Consider the following 23,277-nt stretch of genomic DNA (forward strand, 5'->3'; position numbering starts at 1 on the left):
CGGATCTCCAGCCCAAGCCCACCCATCCGCCGATCCCCAACGAGGCCACCAACGGGCTCTCGAACCGGCGGGGCACCGTCGCCATGGCCCGCACCATGGTCGTGGACAGCGCGACCTCCCAGTTTTTCGTGAACCTCAAGGACAATCTTTTCCTGGACCACCGGGACGAGACGCCCCGGGGGTACGGCTACGCCGTGTTCGGCCGGGTGGTGGAGGGCATGGACGTGGTGGACACCATCGCCGCGGTGCCCACGGCTACCGTCCGCGGGTTCCGGGATGTGCCGAAGGAACCCGTGGTGATCGAGGCCGCCGAGATCCTGGAGGGGGCGCCCAAGGCAAACCCCTGACCGCCTCCGGCCCGGGGTGACCGACGCATCGCCGACCGTCGCTCCGGGGTCGAGGGAAAAAGTTTTCCCACCCTGTAACACAAACATCCATTTCCGCCACCTCCGCCCCGGTTGGGAACTTTGGTTCCCTGCCGGGGCGCTTCGTTTCCGCCGGCCGCCTTCGGGCCGGGAACCGTGCGGGACGAGCCGCTGCGGGCCTCCAAACCCGGCGGGACGCGCCGGGTTGCCGGGGTGGAGGGCCCCCGGGGGACCGTGGGCGGATAGCGGTTCCTCCCTGCTCGGGTCCCGCCTCCTGGCATGCGTATTGCAGACTCGGCCCTCGTTTGGTGTTTCGGGCCCCCACCTTTCCGAGCAAACTCTCACGACATGAATCCCTGCATCCTGGTCATCGAGGGCGACGGCCTCACCGCGGACCACCTTCGGACCGCCTGCCAGAACGACGGGTTCCGGGTGTATCACGCCACGAACGGGCGAGACGGCCTGGACATGGTGGAGAGGCTGCGGCCCGACGCGGTGTTCGTGGACATGAGCCTCCCGGACATGGACGGCCGGTCCGTGCTCACCACGGTGCGCACCGAGGGGTTCGAGGCCCTGGTGCTTATGCTCCTCGGCCGGCGCGACGTGAACGCCGTGGTGGAGTGCATGCGACTGGGGGCGTTCGAGGTTCTGGAGAAACCCTGTGAGCCCGACGCCCTCGACGCGGCCCTGGTGCGGCTCCGGGACCGGATCCGGCTCGAGGCCGAGGTGCGAACCCTTCGCAACCGACTCGCCACCGGAGGGGCCTACCAGCTCCTGTTCGGCCACAGCCGGCGGATGCGGGAGGTGCAGGCGATCGTGGACCGGATCGCCGACACCGACATCCCCGTGCTCATCCGGGGGGAGAGCGGCACGGGGAAAGATCTGCTCGCCCGAGCGATCTACGAGGGCTCGAGCCGGGCCAAGGCGCCCTTCGTCAAGGTGAACTGCGCGGCCCTTCCCCGAAACCTCCTGGAGAGCGAACTGTTCGGGTACGAGGAGGGGGCCTTCACGGGGGCCCACCGCACGAAGAAGGGCAAATTCGAGTACGCGGACGGGGGCACCGTGTTCCTCGACGAGATCACCGAGATGCACGTGGACCTGCAGGCGAAGCTGCTCCACGTGCTCCAGGACCACGAGGTGTCCCGCCTCGGCGGCAAGGGCCCGATCCCCGTGGACGTGCGGGTGGTGGCGGCCACGAACCGGGACATCGAGGAGGAGGTCCGCCAGAAGCGCTTCCGCACCGATCTGTACTACCGGCTCAACGTGGTGAGCATCGTGCTGCCGCCCCTGCGGGAGCGGGCCGACGAGATCCCGTACCTGGCCGACCAGTTCTGCCGGAGGTTCGCCAAGCAGTACGGCCGGCCCGGGGTGCAGATCCCGGCGGAACTCCTGGAGGAAATGAAGGAGTACCACTGGCCCGGCAACGTGCGCGAGCTCGAAAACTACGTCAAACGCATCGTGATCGTGGGCGATCTAGAGGGGGTTCGCCAGGAGATGCGCTACCACCGGCGCCAGGCCGCGCAGTCCGCGGACGCGGCACCGGCCGACGAGGTGCCGGATTTTTCGGAATACGAGGGCCGCACCCTGAAGGACGTGTCGCGGGAGGCGGCCCGGGAGGCCGAGCGTCGGGTGCTCGAGAAGGTGCTCGAGCATACCCGGTGGAACCGCAAAAAGGCCGCGGAGCTTTTGGACATCAGTTACAAGGCGCTCCTGTACAAGATTCGGGAAACCGGCCTGGAGTAGGCCGAACCGGGAGAGGAGGAAGCGATGGGCCGGGTGTGGACGGCGGTGGTGGGAATCGTGCTTCTGGGGGCGGCGACGGCGTGGGGTGCCGCGGACGTCGTGGTGGAGCGGCCCCCGTACCGGATCGGCATCGAGGACGTCCTCGACATCCAGGTGTGGAAGAACCCGGACGTGTCCCGACAGGTGTGGGTGCGGCCCGACGGCCGGATCACCCTGCCCCTGGTGGGGGAGATGTTCGTCGAGGGCCTGACGCTCCAGGGGCTGACCGAGGAGCTCACGGCCCGGCTGAAGGAGTACTACACCGACCCCGTGGTCACGGTGAGCCTGGTGGAGATCAACAGCTACACCATCTACCTCCTGGGGCGGGTGAACAGCCCCGGCGCCATGAAGCTCCGAAGCCCCAAGACCTTCCTCCAGGTCCTGGCCATGGCCGGGGGGTTCCAGGAGTTTGCGGACACCGACAGCGTGATGCTCATCCGGTGGGTGGACGGCAAGGAGACCCGCACCCCGGTGGACGCGGGGGCCATCCTCAAGAGGGGTGAGGGGGATTTCGTGCTCCGGCCCGGTGACGTGATCGTGGTGCCATGATCCGGGCCGCGGGAATCCTCGCCCTGGTGGGGGCTTTGACGGCCTCGGCGGCGCCGGCGGCGGAGCCGGCCGAGCCGGATCCGTTCGAGCGGCAGCTCACCCGCTATCGGGAGTTCCTGGACTACGGGGGCTACGAGACCGGGGTGGAGGGGCTCCTCCCGACGGGCGCGGTGTCGCGCTGGCGGCTCTCGGCCGGGGTGGGGCTCACCTACACCGACAACCTGGACCAGGATCGGGAGCGGCGGGACGCCTGGTGGGCCGACGGTTCCCTCGGGCTCGGCTGGGAGCGGCGGTCCCCGCGGCTCCTCGGATCACTTGATTACCGCCTGAGCACGGGGCTTTACGAAAGCTCCGCGGTGTCCGATGAGAACACCACGACCCATGCGCTGGCCGGTGGGGTGCGGTGGATCGCCTCGCCCCGGGTCACCACGTACGTGAACGGCCACGTCAGCCAGAATCTGGAGGAGGGATTCGGCGGCGGGCCCACCGGGGTGGCGGCGGGGTTCCGGAACCGGTCCGACGAGTACGCGCTTTCGGCCGGGTACACCTGGCGCCTCGGGGCCTCGGCCACCCACAACGCCTCCTACGGGTTTTCGTACCGCAACTACGTCTCGGACGACGCCGAGGGAGAGGACACCCGGTCGCACCGGGCCTCGGCCGGCCTCGGCTGGGGCGGGGGTCGGGCCGGGCGATGGAGCCTGGGGTACGGGTTCGGCCGTACCGAGGAGGTGAGCACGGGGGAGCGCCGGGACAACCACAGCGGGACGGTCGGATGGAGCCGGACGTTCCTGCCCCTGGCCGACCCGCGGCCGACCACGGTGGGCGTGTCCTACGCGGTGGACCGGGGGTTGCCGGACGAGGGGGACCGGTACTGGAGCCACGGGGTTTCGGTGAGCCTGAGCCGGTCGTGGTCGGCCCGCACGACCACCTCGGCTCGGGTGGGGTACCAGTGGGTGCGGCCCGACGAGGGCGGGGACGAGCGGTCCGTGACCTGGGGGCTCGACGCAAGCCACCGGTTTTCGGAGTACACTTCGGGCACGATCGGGGTGTCCCAGGGGTGGTCCTACGAGCCGGCCTCGTCGCGCACGGAGTTCACCCAGCTCACCAAGACCCGCCGGGCCAGCGGGGCGCTGTCCACCCGGTGGGGCCGGCGGCTCACCTCGCGGGTTTCCGCCTCGGTGGTGGACGCGGAGACCCGGGTGGACGGGGCGGGCGCGGCCGACGACGACTACTGGGAAGCCTCGGCCGGAGCCGACCTGTCGGCGGGCGTCGGCCGGGGCGGGTTCTGGGGCGCCGGCTACCGATTCTCCCGGCGGATGTCCGACGCGGCCGAAGACCGCTTCCGCCGCCATCGCTGGAACGGGTTCGTGCGGTGGGCCTGGGGCCGCGTCTGGTCGGTCCGGGTGAGCCTCACCCACGACCGGGAACGCTACGACGACCTCCCGCAGGACGACTACCACGAAAACCGGGTCACGGCCCAGTTGAGCGCGGCCTGGTGACGTCCGGGCCAATCGAAGCGAGGAGACGGATGAGCAAGATCCTCAAGGCGTTGGAGAAGGCGGGAAAGGAAGGAGCCCTGGAGCCGGGGCCGGCGGTGGCGGCCGAGGCCGCGGTGGCGGCTCCTGAGCCCCCCGCGGCCGGCGTTCCGGGCCGGCCCGTCCGGCGCCGCCGGCGGTCCGGCGTGGTGGTGACCCAGGCCCCCGATCCCGAGAACCTCAAGGGGGTGGACCCCCACGTGGTGGCGCTCCACAAGCCGATGTCGGTGATCGCCGAGCAGTACCGGGGCCTTCGGAGCCGCATCGAGCGGGCGAACCTGGACGGCCGGATCCAGACCCTGGTGATCACGAGCGCGTTCAAGGGGGAGGGAAAGAGCGTCACGGCGGCGAACCTGGCCGCGGTGCTCGCCCAGGACGCCACGAAGGCCGTGCTCCTCGTGGACGCCGACCTCCGGCGCCCCCGGATCCACCGGCTCCTGGGGCTCCCCGGCACCCCGGGCCTGGGGGACCTCCTCCACGGCCGGGCGGCCCTGGAGGAGGTGGTGCGGACGACCCCGTTCTACGGGCTTTCGGTCATCACGGCCGGCGCCGTCGACGGCCACCCGGCCGAGCTCCTGGCGAGCCCCGAGTTCGAGGATTTCATCGCCCGGGTGCGCACGGAGTACGACTACATCATCCTCGACACCCCGCCGCTCCACCCCATCAGCGACGTGAACTTCGTGGCCGACGCGGTGGACGGCATCCTCCTGGTGGTCCGGGCCCACAAGACCCACCGGGGGCTCGTGAAGCAGGCGGTGGACGCCGTGCCCCGGGAGAAGCTCCTCGGCACGGTGCTAAACCGGGTGGAGAGCCTTCGGAGCGGCTACGGGTACGGGTACGGAGGGGCCGGCTATTACTACTACAAGTACTACTGACCCGCGCGGGAACGCCCCGGGGGAGAGCCGATGCGTCGGACCCTGACGCTTCGCCACTTCACGCTCTTTGCGGTGGAGGACGTCCTGATCCTCGCCGCGGTGCTGGCCGCGATGGCCCTGCGGTTCGGCGGCGACGTGCGGTTTCTCTTGAACGACCCCTTCGAGTGGCTGCGGGTCGGGGCCGTGGTGCTCGTGACCCAGGTGTCGTTCTACTACCACGACCTCTACGAGCTCCGGGTGCTGAACAGCCGCCGGGAGCTCATGGTGCGGCTTCTGCAGGCCCTGGGGGTTGCGAGCATCCTGCTCGCGTTCGCCTACTACCTGTACCCCGATCTCATCCTGGGCCGGGGCATCTTCGTCCTGTTCGTGGGGATCGTGATCGGGGTGGTGGTGCTGTGGCGCCTCGCGTACACGGCGGTCTTGTCGAGCCGGGGCCTCTCCGTGGGCATCCTGCTCGTGGGGGCGGGCGACCTGGCCCGCAAGGTGTACCGGGAGACCCAGGCCCGTAAGACTCTCGGGTTCCACGTGGTGGGATGCCTCGCGGCCGACCCGGACGAGGCCAGGGGGCGGGACGGGCTGCCCCGGGTTCTGGGCGGGTTCGAGGATCTCCTCGAGGTGGCCCGGCGGAGCGACGTGGACCGGGTGGTGGTGGCCATCGGGGAGCGGCGGGGGAAGTTCCCGGTGCGGGAGCTCCTGGAGCTTCGGCTCTCCGGAAAGCCGGTACTGGACGGGGTGGCCTTCTACGAGGAGCTCACCGGGAAGATGCTGGTGGAGCACCTGCGGCCGAGCCAGCTCATCTTCTCGGAGGGGTTCTCGAAGCACCCGGTGGTGCTCCTCATCAAGCGGGTCGTGGACTTCACGGCGAGCCTCCTGGGGCTCGTGCTCTCCGCCCCCATCTGGGCCGTGGTGCCCTTGGCCATCAAGCTCGACTCCCCGGGGCCGGTGTTCTTCCGCCAGGAGCGGGTGGGGGAGCGGGGCCGGCGGTTCGAGGTCCTGAAATTCCGGTCCATGCGCACCGACGCCGAGGCCCACACCGGCCCGGTGTGGGCCCGGGACAAGGACGACCGGGTCACCCGGGTGGGCCGGATCATCCGCAAGACCCGGATCGACGAGATCCCCCAGCTCATCAACGTGCTCAAGGGGGAGATGAGCTTCGTGGGCCCCCGGCCGGAGCGGCCGTTTTTCGTGGAGCAGCTCGCCCGGGAGATCCCCTACTACGTCCAGCGCCACACCGTGAAGCCGGGGGTGACCGGGCTCGCCCAGGTGAAGTACAGTTACGGCTCCACCAAGGAGGACGCCCTGGAGAAGCTCCGGTACGATCTGTACTACATCAAGCGGATGGGGTTCTGGATGGACCTCTCCATCATCCTCGAGACCGTCAAGGTGGTCCTGTTCGGCAAGGGCGCCAAGTAGCTCCGGCGCGGGGTGACGCGGCATGTACACCGAGTTCTACGGGCTGTCGGGACGACCCTTCTCCCTGACCCCGGACCCGGACTTTCTCTACCTGAGTAAGAACCACCGGGAAGCCCTGGCCCACCTGACCTACGGGGTGGAGTCCCGCAGCGGGTTCGTCATGGTCACGGGGGAGGTGGGGGCCGGGAAGACCACCCTCCTGCGAACCCTGGTCCGGAACCTCGGGGACTCGTTGGTCCTGAGCCAGGTGACGAACACCCGGGTGAGCTACAAGGAACTGCTGGAGCTCATCCTCGAGGATTTTGGCCTGAACCCCCGGGGCCTTTCCAAAACGGCGCTCCTGAGCACCCTGAACGAGTTCCTGATCGCCCGCTACCGCGAGGGCCGAAACTGCGTCGTGATCGTGGACGAGGCCCAGAACCTGGCGGTCTCCACCCTCGAGGGCCTCCGGATGCTCTCGAACCTGGAGACCGAGAAGGTGAAGCTCCTGCACCTGGTGCTGGCGGGCCAGCCGGGGCTCCGGGACCTCATCGACAGCCCCGAGCTCGAGCAGCTGCGCCAGCGGATCACGGTGCGTTACCACCTGGGCCCCCTGAGCGTCGGCGAGGTGGGGGAGTACATCCACCACCGCCTGAGCCGCGTGGTGACCGACCCCGAGCGGGCCCCCGTGTTCCCGACCGAGGTGATCCCGATCATCCACGAGGCCACGGGCGGGATCCCGCGGCTTGTGAATGTGCTCTGCGACGCGGCCCTGCTGCACGGGTACGTGGAAGACCAGCGGGAGCTGGGCCCGGCCCTGATCCGGGAGGTGGCCGAGCAGGTGCGGCGGGACCAGGAGGGCCGGAAGGCCCCCCCGACGCAGGAGGCCAAGGACGACGAGGACCTCCGGCGCCGGCTCGACCGGCTCGAGGCCCAGGTCACGGCCGTGGCGTCCGGGTTTTCCCGGGCCGCCCCGGGCCCCGGCGCGAACCCGGCCGTCCTGGCGAAGCTCAAGCAGAAGCAGCAGGCCCTCGCCTCCTTGGAGCAGGAGCTTCGCCGCCGGCTCGCCGAGGTGGAGAGGCGGGAGGCCGAGTTCAACGAGAGGCTCGCCCGGCTCAAGGAACAGTGGAAGCGCCGGATGCGGCTCCTGGAGGAGGCCCGGAGGGGCCTTCTGGGGGGCGAGTGGGAGTTCCCGGAGCCCAAGGTGTTCCTGTTCGACCCGGATCCCCGCGTCCGAAACGAGGCCTGCGAGTGGTTCGAGGCCTACGGGGTCGCGTACGACGAATTCGAGAGCCTGGAGGCCCTGGAAGAGGCGCTCGCCGAGGAGGGATCGGCGGGCTGGTTCTCGGTGGCGGTGGTGGGCAGCGGGCCGAACGGGGCCGAACGGGAAACCGTGCGGTACCTGGCCGAGGGGTTCCCCCACGTGCCCCTGGTGTACCTGAGCGACGTGGACCTCTCGCCCGTGCGGCGGCGGGTCCTGGAGGCGGGCGCCAGCGCCTTCCTGGAAAAACCCCCGCCCAACGGGCTTTCCTTCGCGGCCCATCGGGAGGCCATGGAGCACCTGCGCGAGGATCTGCTGCGGGTGGTGGACTTCCTCTACCGCCAGCACCGGGCCGTGTTCGAGACCTTCCGCCCGGCCGGCCGGGTCGGCGAGGATGGGCCGTACGAGGAGGAAGGGTTCGCTCCGGACGAAGAGGACGGGCCGGCCGACGCGCCGCCCCCCGACGAGGAGGCGGCCGAGGGGTAGGGGAGAGGGGGGGATCGCCATGTCTTGCGACGAAGGTGAGGATTGGCCGCGGTCCTCCGGTTCGGCCGGGGTTTGGCCGCCGCGCCGACCAGCCGCCTCGCCGCCCAGCGTAGAGAGGCTGGCACCATGCGAAAAAGGCTCGGACAGCTCCTGATCGAGTTCAAGATCATCACGAGCGAGCAGTTGGCCGAGGCCATGGCCGACCAGCGCCGCACCGGCGAGCGGCTGGGCTCCATCCTGATCAAGAAGGGCTACGTGACCGAGGAGGACCTGGAGTACCTCCTGTCCCGCCAGCTCGCCGTCCCCGCCATCAACCTGGCCAAGTACCAGGTGCCCCGGGAACTCGTGGAGCTCGTGTCCGAACGGTTCATGAAGAAGAACTACGTGGTGCCGGTGGAGCGGGACGAGAAAACGCTCACGGTGGCCATGGCCAACCCCCAGGACTACCGGGTCATCGACGAACTGCGGTTCATGACGGGGCTTCGGGTGGCGCCGGTGGTTTCGTCCATGTACGGCATCAAGCAAAAACTCCGGGAGCTCTTCCCCAAATCGGAGAAGTGGGAGGATGCCCTCGACCTCAAGGCCCAGCGGGAACTGGAGATCATCACGCCCCAGGAGTTCCAGCGGACCGCCGAGGAGAACCTGGAGGACGCCCTCGAGTCGGCCTCGGAGGCCCCGATCGTCAAGATCGTGAACTCGGTGCTCCTGGCGGCCCTCGACAAGAAGGCCACCCACGTGCACATCGTGCCCGAGGAGTCGGCCGTCCAGGTGAAGCTGCGGGTGAACAGCCACCTGGAGACCCTGGTGACCCCCCCGAAGGAGTACGCCCAGAACATCGTGAACCGGCTCAAAATCCTGAGCGGGATGGACATCCTCCAGCGGCGCCTGCCCCAGGAGGGGTACTTCCGGGTGCGCAGCGAGGACCAGTTCTACGACGTGGACGTGGCCACCTTCCCGGTGCGAAACGGCGAGCAGGTGGTCCTGACGTTTCAGCAGCCCTTCTCCAAGGAGGAGCTCCGGCTCGAGAACCTCGGCATGACCCCCGAGATGCTCGAGACGTACCGCCGGGTCATCTCGGCCGAGCGGGGGCTGGTGCTCGTGGTGGGGCCGCCCGACAGCGGGAAGACCTCCACGATCTACGCGAGCCTGAACGCGCTCAAGAGCCCCCACCGGGTGACCTTCACCTACGAAAATCCCATCAAGAACCGGCTCGCGGACATCAACCAGGCGGAGCCCAACGAGCGGGCCGGGCTCACCTTCGCCCAGGGGTTGAAGGCGCTCGTGAAGCAGGATCTCGACTACCTCATGGTGGGCGAGGTGCCGAGCACCGAGGTCCTCTCCACCGTGGTGGAGGCCGCCCTGGGCCGGACCCTGGTGTTCGCCCGCATGGTGTTCAACAACACACTGGGCGTGATTCCCCACGTGCTCGAGCAGGGGGTGGCGCCGTTCATGCTCTACTCGGCCCTGGCCGCCGTGCTGGGCCAGCGCCTGGTGCGGCGGCTGTGCCCGGAGTGCCTGGAGTCGTTCGACCCGCCGGAGCCCGTCAAGGAGGAGTTACGCCGGGCCACGGGCCGGGAAAACCCCCACCTCTACCGGGCCGTGGGCTGCCGGGCCTGCGGGGGCACCGGGTACCGGGGCCGGATCGGGGTGTTCGAGCTCCTCGTGCCGGACGACGAGATGCGCCAGCTGATCCTCGGCGGGGCCTCGGCCCAGGAGATCGCGGCGGCGGCGCGGGCCAACGGATTTCGGACCCTGATCGAGGACGGCCTCACCAAGGCCGTGGACGGCATGACCACCTACGAGGAGGTCCGGGGAATCAAGTAGCCGGCCCCCTCGCCCTGTGCCCCGGTCGCCAAGGACGGATTCGTTGCCCCAGCCCTCGCCCTCGTTCCCCAGCGCGTTCACCGTGGACGTGGAGGACTACTTCCACGTCTCGGCCTTCGAGGCCGTATGCCCCCCGGAGACCTGGGAGGCCCGGGAGCTCCGGGTCGAGCGCAATACCGACCGGGTGCTCGAGGTCCTCGCGGAGTTCGGGGTGCGGGCCACCTTTTTCGTGCTGGGATGGGTGGCCGAGCGGTGCCCGGGCCTCGTGCGCCGGATCTCGGCGGCCGGCCACGAGATCGCCTGCCACGGGTACGGCCACCGCCGGGTGACCACGCTGACCCGGGAGGCGTTTCGCGACGACGTCCGCCGGGCCAAGGGGCTCCTGGAGGACCTGGCCGGGGTGGAGGTCCGGGGGTACCGGGCCCCCAGCTATTCCATCGGCCCCACGACCCTGTGGGCCTTCGACGAGTTGCTGGAAGCCGGCTTCACGTACGACTCCAGCGTGTTCCCGGTGCGCCACGACCTTTACGGCCTGGCCGAGTGGCCCCGGTTCCCGTTTCGGCTGGAGCGACTCGAGGGGGAAGGGGCCGGGAACTGGGTGCCCCTGGACCCGGGCGCGGAGCCGGGGAGCCCGAGCCTCCTGGAAGTGCCGGTGACGCCGGTGAGGCTCCTGGGCCGCAACTGGCCGGCCGCCGGCGGGGGGTACTTCCGGCTGCTGCCCTACGCCGTGACCCGATGGGCCCTCCGGCGGATCCTGCGGGCCGACCGCCGGCCGTTCGTGTTCTACGTGCACCCCTGGGAGCTCGACCCCGACCAGCCCCGCATCGAGGGCGCCGGGCTCAAGAGCCGGTTTCGCCACTACCTCAACCTCCGCCGCACCGAGCCCCGGTTGCGGCGCCTCCTCTCCGAGTTCTCCTTCGCCCCGATCCGCGAGGTGGTCCCCGAAACGGCCGGCGGCTGAGCCCCGGGAGCTGGCTGCCCGCTGGGACGCTAGGACGCTAGGACGCGAAAGTCCTTTGGGATTCCAGCGTCAGCGGCTGTCCCAACCTGTGGGAGCGGCTGCCGTATCAGGGGCCAGAATTCAGAAGTCATACCAAATTCGGCCCGGCAAGGGGCCTGGCGGAGCGCCGGGCGTGGCTCCTACAGTCGCTGCATCCGGCACTCAGCCGATGTCTCCCTCGCCATGAGCCCACCAATGGCTCGCCAACGGTCGTGTTTCCGCCGTTCATGGAGCCGCCGGGCTGAGTGCCGGATGCAGCGTAAGCCGGATGCCGCACTCACGCACGGCCGGAACCAGGCCCCTTGCCGGGCCCCCGGGATGGGCGTCTGTTTGAACGCAACCTGGTATCCGAGGTCAGAGAACTCCCTGTCCTCTGTCTTCTGGCACCTGTCACGGGAGCCCGGTTGCGCCGGCGGGCCCGGGGGGTATCCTGAGGCGGCGTCGTTTTCCTTTCAGCCGTAGGGGAGACCATGGGCGAGGGGTTTTTGGAAAGCGCGGGCTTCGTGGAGGCCCAGTACGAGCGCTACCGGGCCGATCCGGCCTCGGTGTCGGCGGAGTGGCGGGCCTTTTTCGAGGGGTTCGAGTTCGCGGGGGGGCGGCCGGGGGGAACCGAACCCGATCTCCTGTGCCGGGTGCTCGCCCTGGTGGACCGGTACCGATCCCTCGGGCACCTTCTCGCGTGCCTCGACCCCCTGGCCGAGTGCCCGGTGTCCCATCCGCTCCTGGAACCGGCCGCGGTGGGGCTGGGGTCGGAGGACCTGGACCGCGCCGTCGAGGTGCCGGGGGTCACCCGGGGGCCGGAACCGGTGGGCGAGGTCCTGGGCCGGCTGCGGGCGACCTACTGCGGCCCCGTGGGGTTCGAGGTGGCCCATGTGACCGATCCGGAGGAGCGGGACTGGCTCCGGGACCGGATCGAGGGCCCCCGGCCTCCCCTCACCGAGCCGGAACGGCGCCACGTGCTCGAGCTCCTCGTGGGGGCCCAGAGCTTCGAGGAGTTCCTCCAGAAGCGCTACCCGGGCCAGACCCGCTTCAGCCTGGAGGGCACGGAAGCCCTGCTGCCCCTGGTGGCGGCCCTCGTGTTGCGGCTCGGGGCCCGGGGGGCCCGGCACGTGGTCCTGGGTATGGCCCACCGGGGCCGATTGAACCTCCAGGTGAACCTCCTGGGGCGCGACCTCCGGGACGTTCTGTGCGCCTTCGAGGCCACCTACGACCCGGAGGCCCTGCCCGGGGGGGGCGACGTCAAATACCACCAGGGCTACCGGGGACGGGTCCGGTACGGCGAGCGGGAGGTCGCCGTGACCGTGCCCGAAAACCCGAGTCACCTCGAGGCCGTGAACCCCGTCGTCGAGGGCATCGTCCGGGCGTTCCAGGACCGGGAGGGCGGGAGCAAGGCCACCGTGGCGGTGCTGGTCCACGGCGACGCCGCCTTCGCCGGCCAGGGCATCGTGGCCGAGACCCTGAATCTCTCCCGGCTGGACGGCTACACGACGGGCGGCACGGTGCACATCGTGCTCAACAACCAGATCGGGTACACCACGCTTCCCGAGGCGGCCCGGTCCACCCGCTACGCCACCGACCTCGCCAAGGCCATCGAGGCCCCGGTGTTCCACGTGCACGCCGAGTACCCGGAGGAGGCGGTGTGGGTGGGCCGCCTGGCGGCCGACTACCGGGACCGGTTCGGCAAGGACGTGGTGGTGGACCTCGTCGGGTACCGGCGGTACGGCCACAACGAGGGGGACGAGCCCTACTTCACCCAGCCCCTGATGTACCAGCGGATCCGGGAGCGCCCGCCGGCGGCCGTCCTGTACGGCGCGAGGCTCCGGGACGAGGGGATCCTCGCCGACGAGGAGATCGCGGCGCTCCGGGAGGCGGCCGACGCCGAACTCGAGGCGGCCTACGAGGCCGCCCGGGCCGAGCCGTGCCGCTGGGTGCTTCCCGAACCCTGGCCCGGGTGGGAGGGCATCGGGAGCCGGTATGTGCCGGATCCCGTCCCCACCGGCGTGCCGGTGGACATCCTGCAGGGTCTCGGGAAGGATCTGTGGTCGCCGCCCGAGGGGTTTGGGTTGCACCCGATCCTCCGGCGGGTTCTGGAGCGGCGGGTCGCGGCCCTGGGGGAGGGCTGCACCGACTGGGCCGGGGCCGAGGCCCTGGTGTTCGGCTCCCTTCTCCTCGAGGGGGTGCCGGTGCGCCTGAGCGGCGAGGACACCCGCCGGGGCACCTTCAGCCAGCGCCACGCGGTGTGGTTCGACCGGGAGACCGGGGAGCCCTACTGCGCCTTCGAGCGCCTGGCGGGCGCCCAGGCGCCGTTTCGGGCCTACGACAGCCCGCTCACGGAGGCCGGGGTGCTCGGATTCGAGTACGGCTACTCCCTGGTGGACCCCATGGCCCTGGTGGTCTGGGAGGCCCAGTACGGTGATTTCGCCAACGGCGCTCAGGTGATCGTGGACGAGTTCGTGGCGAGCGGCGAGGCCAAATGGCGACGCCGGAGCGGGCTCGTGATGCTCCTGCCCCACGGCTACGAGGGCCAGGGGCCCGACCACTCCACGGCCCGGCCGGAACGGTTCCTGGAACTGTGCGCCGAGGAGAACCTCATCGTCGTGCAACCCACCACCCCCGCCCAGTACTTCCACGCGCTCCGGCGGCAGGTGAAGGCGCCGTACCGAAAACCCCTGGTGGTCCTGACCCCGAAGAGCCTGCTGCGGCACCCGGAGGTGGTGTCGGGGCTCGAGGACCTCGCCCAAGGGGGCTTTCGCCCCGTGCTGGACGATCCGGCCGCGCCCGATCCCGCCGGGGTGAAGCGGGTCTGCCTGTGCTCGGGGAAGGTCTTCTACGAGCTTTCCGCTGCCCGGGCCGCGGAGGGCCGGGCTGACGTGGCGATCGTTAGGCTGGAGCAGTTCCATCCCTTCCCGGCCGACCACCTCGCCGGGGTCCTGGCCCGGTATCCCGGGGCCGAGCCCGTCTGGGTCCAGGAAGAGCCCCGGAACATGGGGGGCTGGGGGTTTGTGGCGCCGCTGCTGCGCGACCTGGTGGGGGCGGAGCCGCGGTACGTGGGCCGGCCCCCTGCCGCGAGCCCGGCCACGGGGTTTTCGTTCATCCACAAAGAGGAGCAGGCGCGGATCGTGGCCGAGGCCCTGGGAGGCGGTGGTCCGGCCGACGGAACAGGAGGCGCGCACAATGGCGGTTGAGGTCCGGGTGCCCCAGGTGGGCGAGTCGGTGCAGGAGGCCGTGCTCGCCGAGTGGTTCAAGGCCGACGGGGACGGGGTCCGGAAGGACGAGGCCCTGTTCCTCCTCGAAACCGACAAGATCACCTTGGAGGTCGCGGCCGAGGCGGACGGGGTGCTCCGGATCCTGGTGCCGGCCGGCACGAGCGTGACCGTGGGCCAGGTGGTCGGGAGGATCGAGGAGGGGGCCGGGGTGGCCGCCCGGCCGGAGGAGGCCCCCGGGTCGGCACCGGAGGAGCCGTCGGCGCCCCCCGAGACGGTGGCCCCCCCGCAGCCGGAGAAACCGCCGGCCGCCGCGTCCCCGGCGCCACGGGAGGGCGTCGCTCCGGGCGAGCCCCCACCGGAGGAGCCGCTCTCCCCGGCGGTCCGCCGGCTCGTGGCCCAGCACGGGCTCGAGGCCGGGGCGATTCCCGCCACCGGGCCCGGGGGGCGCCTCACGAAGGGTGACGTGCTGGCCCACCTGGAGGGAGCCCCGGCCGCGGGGGCGCCCCCGCCGAGATCCCCCGAGCCGGAGCCCGGTCCCCCTCGGGAGCCGAGGGGGGAGAAAGGGGGCGAGCGCCGCGAGCCCCTGAGCCCGATCCGCCGCCGGATCGCCGAGCGCCTGGTGGAGGCGACCCGGACCACGGCGATGCTCACCACCTTCAACGAGGTGGACATGGCCCGGGTGCTGGCACTCCGGCGGCGGTACAAGGAGGCGTTCCGGGAGGTCCACGGCGTGGGTCTGGGGCTCACCTCGTTTTTCGTGAAGGCCCTGGCCGAGGCCGTGGGCGAGTTCCCCCGGCTCAACGCCCGGATCGAGGGGGACGAGATCGTGTACCCGGACGGGTGCCACGTGGGGGTGGCCGTCGGGTCCGACCGGGGCCTCGTGGTGCCGGTGGTGCGCCACGCCGAGCGGCTCACCCTGGCGGAGATCGAGCGGTCCATCGCCGGGTTCGTGGAGAAGATCCGCGCAAACCGCCTCGAACTCTCGGACCTGGAGGGGGGCACGATCTCGGTCACCAACGGAGGGGTGTTCGGGTCGCTCCTGTCCACCCCGATCCTCAATCCGCCCCAGAGCGCGATCCTCGGGCTCCACAAGGTGGAGGACCGGCCGGTGGTGGTGGACGGGGAGATCGTGGCGCGGCCGATGATGTACGTGGCGCTCACCTACGACCACCGGATCGTGGACGGCCGGGAGGCGGTGCAGTTCCTCGTGAGGATCAAGGAGCGGGTGGAGGACCCGGCCCGGCTCCTCCTGGGGGTGTAGGATGGCCGGCTACGATCTCGTGGTGATCGGGGCGGGGCCTGGCGGATACACGGCGGCGGCCCGCGCCGGCGAGTTGGGGCTCCGGACGGCCTGCGTGGAGCGCGAAGAGCGGCTCGGGGGCGTGTGCCTGCGGGTCGGCTGCATCCCCAGCAAGGCGCTCCTCGATTCGAGCCTCCGGTACGCCGAACTGCGGGCCGGCCTCGCCGGTCACGGCATCGGCGTGGACGGCGTCACCCTCGACCTCGGAGCGATGATGGCCCGGAAGGAGGCGGTGGTCGAGCGGCTCACCGACGGGGTGCGAAAGCTGCTGGACCGGGCCGGCGTCGAGGTGATCCGGGGAGAGGGTCGGCTCGCCGGCCCGGGACGGGTGGAGGTCGCGGGGCCCGACGGAAACCGCATGGTTCTGGAAGCCCGAACCGTGCTGCTGGCCACGGGATCGGTGCCGGTGGAGCTCCCGGGGCTCCCGTGGGACGGGCAGCGGATCGTGTCGTCCACCGAGGCGCTGTCGTTCCCGGCGGTGCCCGAACACCTCGTCGTGGTGGGGGCGGGGGCGGTGGGCCTGGAGCTCGGCTCGGTGTGGGCCCGGCTCGGGGCTCGGGTGACCGTGGTGGAGCTCCTGCCGGGGGTGGCCGCCGGCATGGACGGCCAGGTGGCCCGGGGGCTCGAGCGGGCGCTCCGGAAGCAGGGCTTGGAGATCCTGACCCGGACCCGGGTCACCGGGGCGGAAACGGGGGCGGACGGGGTGCGCCTGACCCTGGAGTCCGAGGGGAAAGGCGTCGAAGAACGGGAGGCCGACCGGGTGCTCGTGGCCGTGGGCCGGCGGCCGGCCACCGAGGGCCTCGGGCTCGAGGCGGTGGGTCTCGCGCCGGACCCCAAGACCGGGAGGATCCCGGTGGACGGAGCGTTTCGGACCCCGGTCGAGGGGGTCCTGGCCGTGGGGGATTTGGTGGAGGGGCCCATGCTCGCCCACAAGGCCATGATGGAGGGGATCGCGGCCGTGGAGAACCTGGCCGGGATCCCGGCCAGGGTGAACCCCCTGGCCATCCCCGGGGTGATCTACACGCACCCGGAGGCCGCGGGCGTGGGGCTCACGGAGGAGCAGGCGAAGGCCCGGGGCCTCCCTTTTCGGAAGGGGGTGTTCTCGTTCGGCGCGTCGGGCCGGGCCCTGGCCGCCGGGGAGGCCGAGGGCTTCGTGAAGGTGCTCGCCGACGCGAAAACCGATCGGCTCCTGGGGGTCCACCTGCTGGGCCCGCGGGCCTCGGACCTCATCGCCGAGGCCGTGCTGGCCCTCGAGATGGCCGGGAGCGCCGAGGATCTGGCCCGCACGGCCCACGCCCACCCCACCTTCGCCGAGGCCGTCTGGGAGGCCTGCCGCATGGCCCAGGGAGCGGGCTGATTCGGGCGGGGAGGCCGGGTGGTAAGAATCCTTGCGGGGTCAGCGCAACCTCCCGCCCGAGCCGCCGGGGGGGCTGCCGTATCCAGGGGGCAGAATTCAGATGTCAGATGTCGGGGAACCCCTGCCCTCCGTCTTCTGGGCACCGGTCCCTGACACGGCTGCGGCTCCACCGTTGGGGGCGAACCCGGCCCGCAGCCCTGCGCGTTGTGGGGCCACGGGGACGCGAACGGGGCTCTCGCACGAGGGCGGGGTACCCCCTCGTCTCCCGGACTACCCGCCCCTCACGCCGCCACGAAGGCGGGCATCCAGCCTGTGGGGGCCTCGGGCAGGAACCGGCGCGCCGTGGGCAGGTGCCAGCCGGTGAGTCGGCCCACGAGGCCGGGGTCCCCCGCCTCCAGGGCTTCGACGAGTTCCGGCCGGAGCGCCAGGAGTTGTCGTGCCGCGGCGGGGTCCATGGCCCCGGCCCGCAGCGGCTCGTTGGGCGGGGCCACGAGTTGCCGGAAAAAGAAACCGTGAAGCCCCTGGCCGGCGCCGTATTCGGCCCGGTACCGCTCCTCCGCGTCGGCCAGGCATAGCCGCAGGGCCACGGCCGGGGCGTCGTTGACCGCCCGGTACGTGCGCAGGGGGCCCATCTGCTCGAACCCGAAGAGCCTCGTGTACAGGCGGGCGTGGCGCGGATGGCAGGCCACCACGAGGTCGGTCACCCCGATCTTTCCGGCGTAGTGGTACATGAGCCGCACCAGGTTCAAGATCAGGAGCAAACTCACCGATTCGTAGGAGGGGGCCACGGCGAGCCCCGAGATCTCCGCCGGCCGGGCCCCGGTCCGCAGCCGGTCGAGTTCCTCCCGATACAGGGTGTCCATGGGGAGGCCGAAGGACCGGGTGTCGGGGATCAGGCTGAAGGTGGCCAGGGTCCGGGCCGGGGTCGCGGCCACGAACGTGGCGGACTCGGGCAGCAGGTTGTAGTGGGTGTACCGGAGCCCCACCGGGTCGGGGCGAAGGAGGCCCTTGGCCAGGTAGTTTTTATAGAGCAGCGAAAAGGCGCCCCGGAGCTCGGGCCACCGGGACGCCTGGCAAAACCGGACCGGGGATGCGGAAGGGCCGGCCGAGAGCGGAACCCGAAGCAGGGTCTCGGCCTTCTTGCACGCCGATGCGATCATGGGGCGATCCTCCTGGGATGGTCGGCGAGGGCCAATCGGATCAAAGCCCCCCCGGCATGCATGCGCCGTGCCCCCACCGCCTTGGGCTAAAAAGCCCGGGAAACCGTCCCCGGCCGCGGCCCGGGGGGAACGGTTTCGGAACCCGAGCCGGGCGGGTGTCCCCCAAACGAAACACCTAGCGGGTGGCACGGGGGAACGCGGGCAGGGTATCGGGAGGGAAAAGTCTTGTCCATAGGAAATCCGCCTTGCGTTCCGATTTTGCCTCGGGCAGGCTGACACCTTCCGCCCTTTGGGCCGGGATGTCGGGGAAGTGTACAGAAAAAGGACATGGCCGCAAGGTTTGGCTCACGTTTTTGTGCGCCGACTGAGAGACGGGAGGGCCGGTGAACGAACGGGAGAAGCAGGTGATCGGGGCCGTGCCCGAGGAACTGCGCAGGGATCGGCGGCGCAGCATCCGGATGGCTCCGGACCGGGGCATCCAGAAACCCAACGTCAAGGTGGCGGAACTCAGGGAGGAGTTCGAGACCGCCTTCCGCATGGTCCACGACGTGTACGTGGACATGGGGTACGCCGAGCCCCATCCGTCCGGGCTCAGGGCCACGCTCCACCAGCTCGTACCCTCCACACTCGTGTTCCTGGCCCGGGACGAGACCCGGATCCTCGGGACGGTGAGCCTCATCTTCGACAGTCCCGACGGGATGGGGCTTCCGATGGACGTGCTCTACCGAGACGAGCTGGCCGCGTTCCGGGGGGCCGGGGCGCGGCTGGCCGAGGTGTCGGCCTTGGCCGTGGACTCTCGGTACCGGTGGCTCCTGATCGACGAGGAGGGGCGGCGGCGGGGGCTCTTCTGGCTGCTGCACCAGGCGGTCCTGTACTACGCCCGGGAGCGGGGGGTGGACCACCTGGTGATCACCGTGAACCCCCGGCACGTGCCGTTCTACGAGCGGCTGTACCTCTTCGAACGGTTCGGGGAGGTGAAGCCCTACGACTCCGTGCGGGGGGCGCCTGCCGTGCCGCTTCAGCTCGACCTGAACCGGCTGCCGGAACGGCTCGATCAGGCCATGAGGGAGAGCGACCGGATGTTCGGGCTGGGCCGGTTTTTCTTCCGGTTGGAGCACGGTTTTTTCCAGGGGGGCGAGCGCCGGCCGGCCCTCGACCCGGCGACGGCGTGGGACCTGGCGGTTCGGTCGGGAGCCCTAGACCGCGCCCGGCCGGAGGACCGGGACGGGTTTGCCAAGGCCCACGGCTTTCCCTCGGCGGAGGCGTACCGGGCCTGGGCGGAAGCCCGGCAGGAGGCCCCATGGGCGTCCTCGGAAAGGCGCTGACCCTCGGGATCATCCGGGCGGCCGGGCTCCCCCACCGGCTGCTGGGGCCGGCGTTTCGGAAGAACGCGAGGCGGCCGGCCCTCGGGGATGGCACGACCTACGCCCGGTTGGGGGAGCGGGTGCGGCGGTTGGCCGGGGCCTGGCGCGCCTCCGGGGTGGGCCCGGGGGACCGGGTGGTCATCGATCTCCCCAACGACGCCGCCTTCTTGGAGGCGCGGCTCGCCTGCCTGTGGCTTGGGGCCGTGGCCGTGCCGGTGCCGCCCGGCACCGGGGACGACCGGTTGGGCTGGATCGCCGAGTCCGTGGGGGCGCGGGCATATCTAGGGTTTCGGCCGAAGGTCCTCCCGGGGGTCCCGGGCCTGTTGGTGGATCCCCTCACGGGCGACCGGGAGGCGTACGAGCGGGCCCTGGGGTCGGCCGAGCCGCTCCCGAGCCCCGTGCCCCGCTCGGCCGACGGGCTCGTAACGATCAATTTCACCTCGGGCACGACCGGCGAGCCCAAGGGGGTCATGAGCACGGGCCGGGGATGGGGGGCGAGCCTCTACCATGCCCTGCGGGAGAACCGCACCCCCGTGGGCCGCGACGAGGTGTTCCTCCACGCGATCCCCCTGGCCACGGCGGGCTCCACCCTGATCCTGCCGGCCGTATTGTCGGGGGCGAGGAACCTGTTCCTTCCGGCGTGGGACCCCGACCGGGCCGCCGAGTGGGTCGAGACCCGGGGGGTGACCCGGATCTTCCTGACCCCCACCATGCTCGCGGAGTTCGTGGAAGCGGTGCGGGCCGCCCGCAGTGATACCCGATCGCTCCGGGCGGTCATCTACGGCACCGAGGGCGCTCCCTCTGCTCGGATCCGCAAGGCCCTCGGGGTGCTGGGGCCGGTGCTCCAGCAGGGGTACGGCATGGCCGAGGCGCTCCCGCCGGTGTGCCTGCTGCACCCCCAAGAGCATCTGCGCGAGGAGCTCCTGGCGACGGCCGGGCGTCCCACCCGGGCCGTGGACCTGCGGATCACCGACCCCGAGGGCCGGCCGCTTCCGGCCGGGGAGGCGGGGTCCATCCGGGTCCGGGGCCCCACGGTGTCGCCGGGTTACTGGAACCGGCCGGACCTCACGGCCGCGACCCGGTCCGAGGGGTACTACATCACGGGCGACCTCGGGTTCCTGGACGGGGACGGGTACCTCCACGTGTTGGGCCGGGAGGGCCGGGTGCCTTCCCCGGAGGCCCGGACGCTATGGAACTGGGCCGAGGCCCGGCCGGAAGTGGCCCTGGCCTGGGTGGGGAGATCCCCGGACGGGTTCCTCCTCCACGTGGTTCCGGCTCGGGGCTGCCGGATCGACCCGGAAGGGTTGGCCCGCGAGGCGCCCGTGGCGTGCCGCGTCGCGATGGAGCCCGAGGCCCCGAAGACCGGAAGCTACAAGCTCGCGGTAGGGTGACGGGCGCCCTGCCCCTCAAGCCCGGCGGCCCTCCGGCCGAAGGGGAGGGGGACGACGCCCGCTCGCGGAAGCCTTCGGGCGCGTCCCTCCGGCCCGGAGGAGACGTGTCGGGGGCCGCCGAGGCGGCCAGAGGGGCGCCGCCCGAAGCGGGGCGGGGGACTTCCGGCCGGAGCCGGGAGCTTTCCGGCCTCCCGGCCTCCCAGCTTTCCAGCCCAAACGGACCACGCGAGGACTACCATGGCCCGGATCCTTCTGTGGAACTCCTTGACCACCCGCCGCCGGTCGGCGAGCGACACCTTTTTCGACAACGGCCTCGGGGTGCTGGCGACCCACCTCCAGCAGCACGGCCACGAGGTCTGGCTCGAGGACTGGGCCACCGACGACTTTTTCCGCCGGCTCGCCGTGGGGCCGATCGCCCGGCTTCTGCGGCCCACCTATGCGTTCCTCCTGGGCCGGAGGGGCGAGGGCCCCCCGCCCCGGTGGGTCAAGGCGGTGGGCGCGGCCACTGTGGCCCTGCAGGAGGCCCAGTCGGCCCTCCAGCGCCGGGCCATGGAAGCGCGGCTCAGCGATCTGGCGTGGCGGGTCGTGGAGGAAGGGGTCCCGGTGGTGGGCGTGAAGCTGTGGTACGGCGAGGCCTTCGGGTGGGCGCGGCGGTTCGCGGAGCTGGTGCGGGAGCGGGCCCCGGACGTCCTCCTGCTGGCCGGCGGCTACCACGCCACCCTGTACGAGGAGGAGGTGCTGCGGCGGAGCCCCTTCGACCTGGCCATCCGGGGGGAGGGGGAGTTCGCGCTGACGAAGATCCTCGATCTCTTGGACGCCATGCCCGGGGCGCCCCGGGAGGACCTCCTACGGGCCATCGCCGGCAGGCGGTTCGAGAACGCCATCTGGCGCGTCCCCGACGGCGGGATCCGCAAGGGAAGAAAGCGGCCGGTCAAGCTCGTGAAGAAGGCCGTGCCCCGCTATGGGGAGCGGCCCGGCAAGGTGCGGATCCACGTGCTCCTCGAAAGTCTCGGGTGCCCGTGGGGCAAATGCCACTTCTGCGTCCACCCCCATTTCTACAAGAAGTACGTGCCCCGGCCCGTGGAGGACGTGGTGGAGGAGATGCGGGCCATGGTGGCCCAGGGCGTGGGCATCTTCCGGTTCGCCGGTTCCGACACCCCCCCGGCCTTCGGGGCCCGGATCGCCGAGGGTATCCTCGAAGCGGGCCTCCAGGTGCGCTACGGCATGGGGAGCCGGGCCGTGCGGAACGCCTCGAACCCCGAGGTGTTCGAGCGGGTGGTGCGGCAGTACGAGATCATGGCGCGCTCGGGGCTCCGGGCCGTGTTCATCGGCGGCGAGACCGGCCACGACCGGATCAATGAGGTGGTCATGAACAAGGGCGTGACCCGGGCCGACCTGGTGGCCACTGCCCGCGCCATCCGGGAGGCCGAGCGGCGCACCGGGATCCACGTGGACGTGTCGCTGGCCCTGATCTACCCGACCCCCCTCGTGGAGGGCGTGACGGACCAGGACGTGTTCCAAGCGAACCTGGAACTCCTGCGGGAGTTCGGGCCGGACTCCGTGATGGTCACTCCCCCCGGGCCGTTCAAGCACAGCCGCTGGTACACCGAGCGCGAGCGGTTCGGGTTCGAGTTCGACGAGTCGGTGATCCCCTCGGCCATGGAGTACGAATACGTGCTCTACAAACCCCCGGAACTCTGGCCCCGGCTCGAGGTGGGGCTCCAGGGCCGGAGCTTCGTGGACCTCCTCAACGAGTGCGGCCGGTTTCGGAAGGCCGTGGAGGCGATGGGCATCCCCACCGACATCTCCGACGAGCACTTCCTGATGCTGCGGGCCGCCGGATACGAGGGCAGGGAGGGGGCCGAGGCCTTCAAACGGGAAACCCTCCTCGACATCGTGTCCTGCGACTACCGGACCCTGTTCGGGGTGTCGGAGCGGATCAACGCCGAAAGCCGCCGGCTGGCCCGCCTCTCCCTCGAAGCCACCCGGGCGCCGTCGGTCACGGCCGCCTGAGGAGGGCGCGCCAGGGTCCGGGAGCCCGGCCCATCGGGCCCGGAGTCACGAGGGGGGCGCGCCGTCGGGCGCGTCGTGGGCTCCCCGGTCCGGAGGGTCCCGCCTAAGCCCTACCTCCTTTCGCTTTGTCCGGGGTCCGGGTACCCTGCCGACCTTCCAAGTAACTTCCTGCTAGGACGCTGGGAGGCTGGGATGCTAGGACGCGAAAATCCTTTGGGATTCCAGCGTCAGCGGCTGTCCCAGCCTGTGGGAGCGGCTTCCAAGCCGCGACGCCCTTTCTGTACGCCCGGCATGGGCACTGGCTTGGAGGTGAAAGTCCTCCCCCGAGTAGGTCACGACGAGGGAAGGGAAGCGCAAGGGCGTGAGGGCGACCGAGCGTCCGGAGGAAGCGTGGAACGAACCCACGGGCCGACGAAC

Annotated in this window: 16 protein-coding genes; 15 read left to right on the plus strand and 1 reads right to left on the minus strand. The window is 71.0% G+C overall.

Annotated features, from left to right (window positions below; translation table 11 throughout):
- The 12 genes from ACY0I8_RS08665 to lpdA all read left to right on the plus strand — a co-directional run.
- The coding region (locus ACY0I8_RS08665) for a peptidylprolyl isomerase (RefSeq protein ID WP_461394403.1) at window positions 1-347 on the plus strand (347 nt) is incomplete at its 5' end.
- Between the two features lie 366 nt (window positions 348-713).
- Window positions 714-2,108 (plus strand): sigma-54-dependent transcriptional regulator, encoded by a 1,395-nt coding sequence (locus ACY0I8_RS08670; RefSeq protein WP_461394404.1) that lies wholly within the window; start codon window positions 714-716, stop codon window positions 2,106-2,108.
- A gap of 24 nt (window positions 2,109-2,132) precedes the next feature.
- Window positions 2,133-2,696 (plus strand): polysaccharide biosynthesis/export family protein, encoded by a 564-nt coding sequence (locus tag ACY0I8_RS08675; protein WP_459943014.1) that lies wholly within the window; start codon window positions 2,133-2,135, stop codon window positions 2,694-2,696.
- Complete coding sequence (locus ACY0I8_RS08680; protein ID WP_459943015.1) at window positions 2,693-4,195, plus strand: porin family protein; 1,503 nt, start codon at window positions 2,693-2,695, stop codon at window positions 4,193-4,195. Before ACY0I8_RS08675 ends, ACY0I8_RS08680 begins: the two co-directional genes overlap by 4 nt.
- Before the next feature lie 29 nt (window positions 4,196-4,224).
- Window positions 4,225-5,106, plus strand: a complete 882-nt coding sequence (locus ACY0I8_RS08685; protein WP_459943016.1) for a CpsD/CapB family tyrosine-protein kinase — start codon at window positions 4,225-4,227, stop codon at window positions 5,104-5,106.
- A 30-nt stretch (window positions 5,107-5,136) separates the two neighbouring features.
- A complete protein-coding gene (locus ACY0I8_RS08690) occupies window positions 5,137-6,519 on the plus strand; it encodes a sugar transferase (RefSeq protein ID WP_461394405.1) in 1,383 nt (460 codons plus the stop codon).
- Window positions 6,520-6,541: 22 nt separating this feature from the next.
- Window positions 6,542-8,245 carry an XrtA/PEP-CTERM system-associated ATPase gene (locus ACY0I8_RS08695; protein WP_459943018.1) on the plus strand — a complete coding sequence of 568 codons (1,704 nt, stop codon included), beginning with the start codon at window positions 6,542-6,544 and terminating at the stop codon, window positions 8,243-8,245.
- A gap of 126 nt (window positions 8,246-8,371) precedes the next feature.
- A complete protein-coding gene (locus ACY0I8_RS08700; protein WP_461394406.1) occupies window positions 8,372-10,069 on the plus strand; it encodes a GspE/PulE family protein in 1,698 nt (565 codons plus the stop codon).
- 43 nt (window positions 10,070-10,112) lie between these two features.
- A complete protein-coding gene (locus ACY0I8_RS08705) occupies window positions 10,113-11,030 on the plus strand; it encodes an XrtA system polysaccharide deacetylase (protein ID WP_459943020.1) in 918 nt (305 codons plus the stop codon).
- A gap of 509 nt (window positions 11,031-11,539) precedes the next feature.
- A complete protein-coding gene (locus ACY0I8_RS08710; RefSeq protein WP_461394407.1) occupies window positions 11,540-14,254 on the plus strand; it encodes a 2-oxoglutarate dehydrogenase E1 component in 2,715 nt (904 codons plus the stop codon).
- Window positions 14,244-15,536 (plus strand): 2-oxoglutarate dehydrogenase complex dihydrolipoyllysine-residue succinyltransferase, encoded by a 1,293-nt coding sequence (gene odhB / locus ACY0I8_RS08715; protein ID WP_461394408.1) that lies wholly within the window; start codon window positions 14,244-14,246, stop codon window positions 15,534-15,536. The genes ACY0I8_RS08710 and odhB overlap by 11 nt, the downstream gene beginning before the upstream one ends.
- A 1-nt stretch (window position 15,537) precedes the next feature.
- A complete protein-coding gene (gene lpdA, locus ACY0I8_RS08720; protein WP_461394409.1) occupies window positions 15,538-16,932 on the plus strand; it encodes a dihydrolipoyl dehydrogenase in 1,395 nt (464 codons plus the stop codon).
- Between the two features lie 281 nt (window positions 16,933-17,213).
- Here the strand turns inward: lpdA and ACY0I8_RS08725 are convergent, their stop codons facing one another.
- On the minus strand, window positions 17,214-18,092 hold the full coding sequence (locus tag ACY0I8_RS08725) for an N-acyl amino acid synthase FeeM domain-containing protein (protein ID WP_459943008.1): 879 nt from the start codon (window positions 18,090-18,092) through the stop codon (window positions 17,214-17,216).
- A gap of 383 nt (window positions 18,093-18,475) precedes the next feature.
- Between ACY0I8_RS08725 and ACY0I8_RS08730 the strand changes: the two genes are divergently transcribed.
- The 3 genes from ACY0I8_RS08730 to ACY0I8_RS08740 all read left to right on the plus strand — a co-directional run bounded on the left by ACY0I8_RS08730 (window position 18,476) and on the right by ACY0I8_RS08740 (window position 22,860).
- Window positions 18,476-19,417, plus strand: coding sequence for a GNAT family N-acetyltransferase (locus tag ACY0I8_RS08730; RefSeq protein ID WP_459943009.1), 942 nt, complete (start codon window positions 18,476-18,478; stop codon window positions 19,415-19,417).
- Entirely contained in the window at window positions 19,393-20,847 is a 1,455-nt protein-coding gene (locus ACY0I8_RS08735) for a class I adenylate-forming enzyme family protein (RefSeq protein WP_461394410.1), read from the plus strand. Before ACY0I8_RS08730 ends, ACY0I8_RS08735 begins: the two co-directional genes overlap by 25 nt.
- A gap of 237 nt (window positions 20,848-21,084) precedes the next feature.
- Window positions 21,085-22,860 carry a B12-binding domain-containing radical SAM protein gene (locus ACY0I8_RS08740; RefSeq protein ID WP_461394411.1) on the plus strand — a complete coding sequence of 592 codons (1,776 nt, stop codon included), beginning with the start codon at window positions 21,085-21,087 and terminating at the stop codon, window positions 22,858-22,860.
- The last annotated feature ends 417 nt before the right edge of the window (window positions 22,861-23,277 follow it).

It is taken from the genome of Deferrisoma sp. (genome assembly GCF_054681715.1).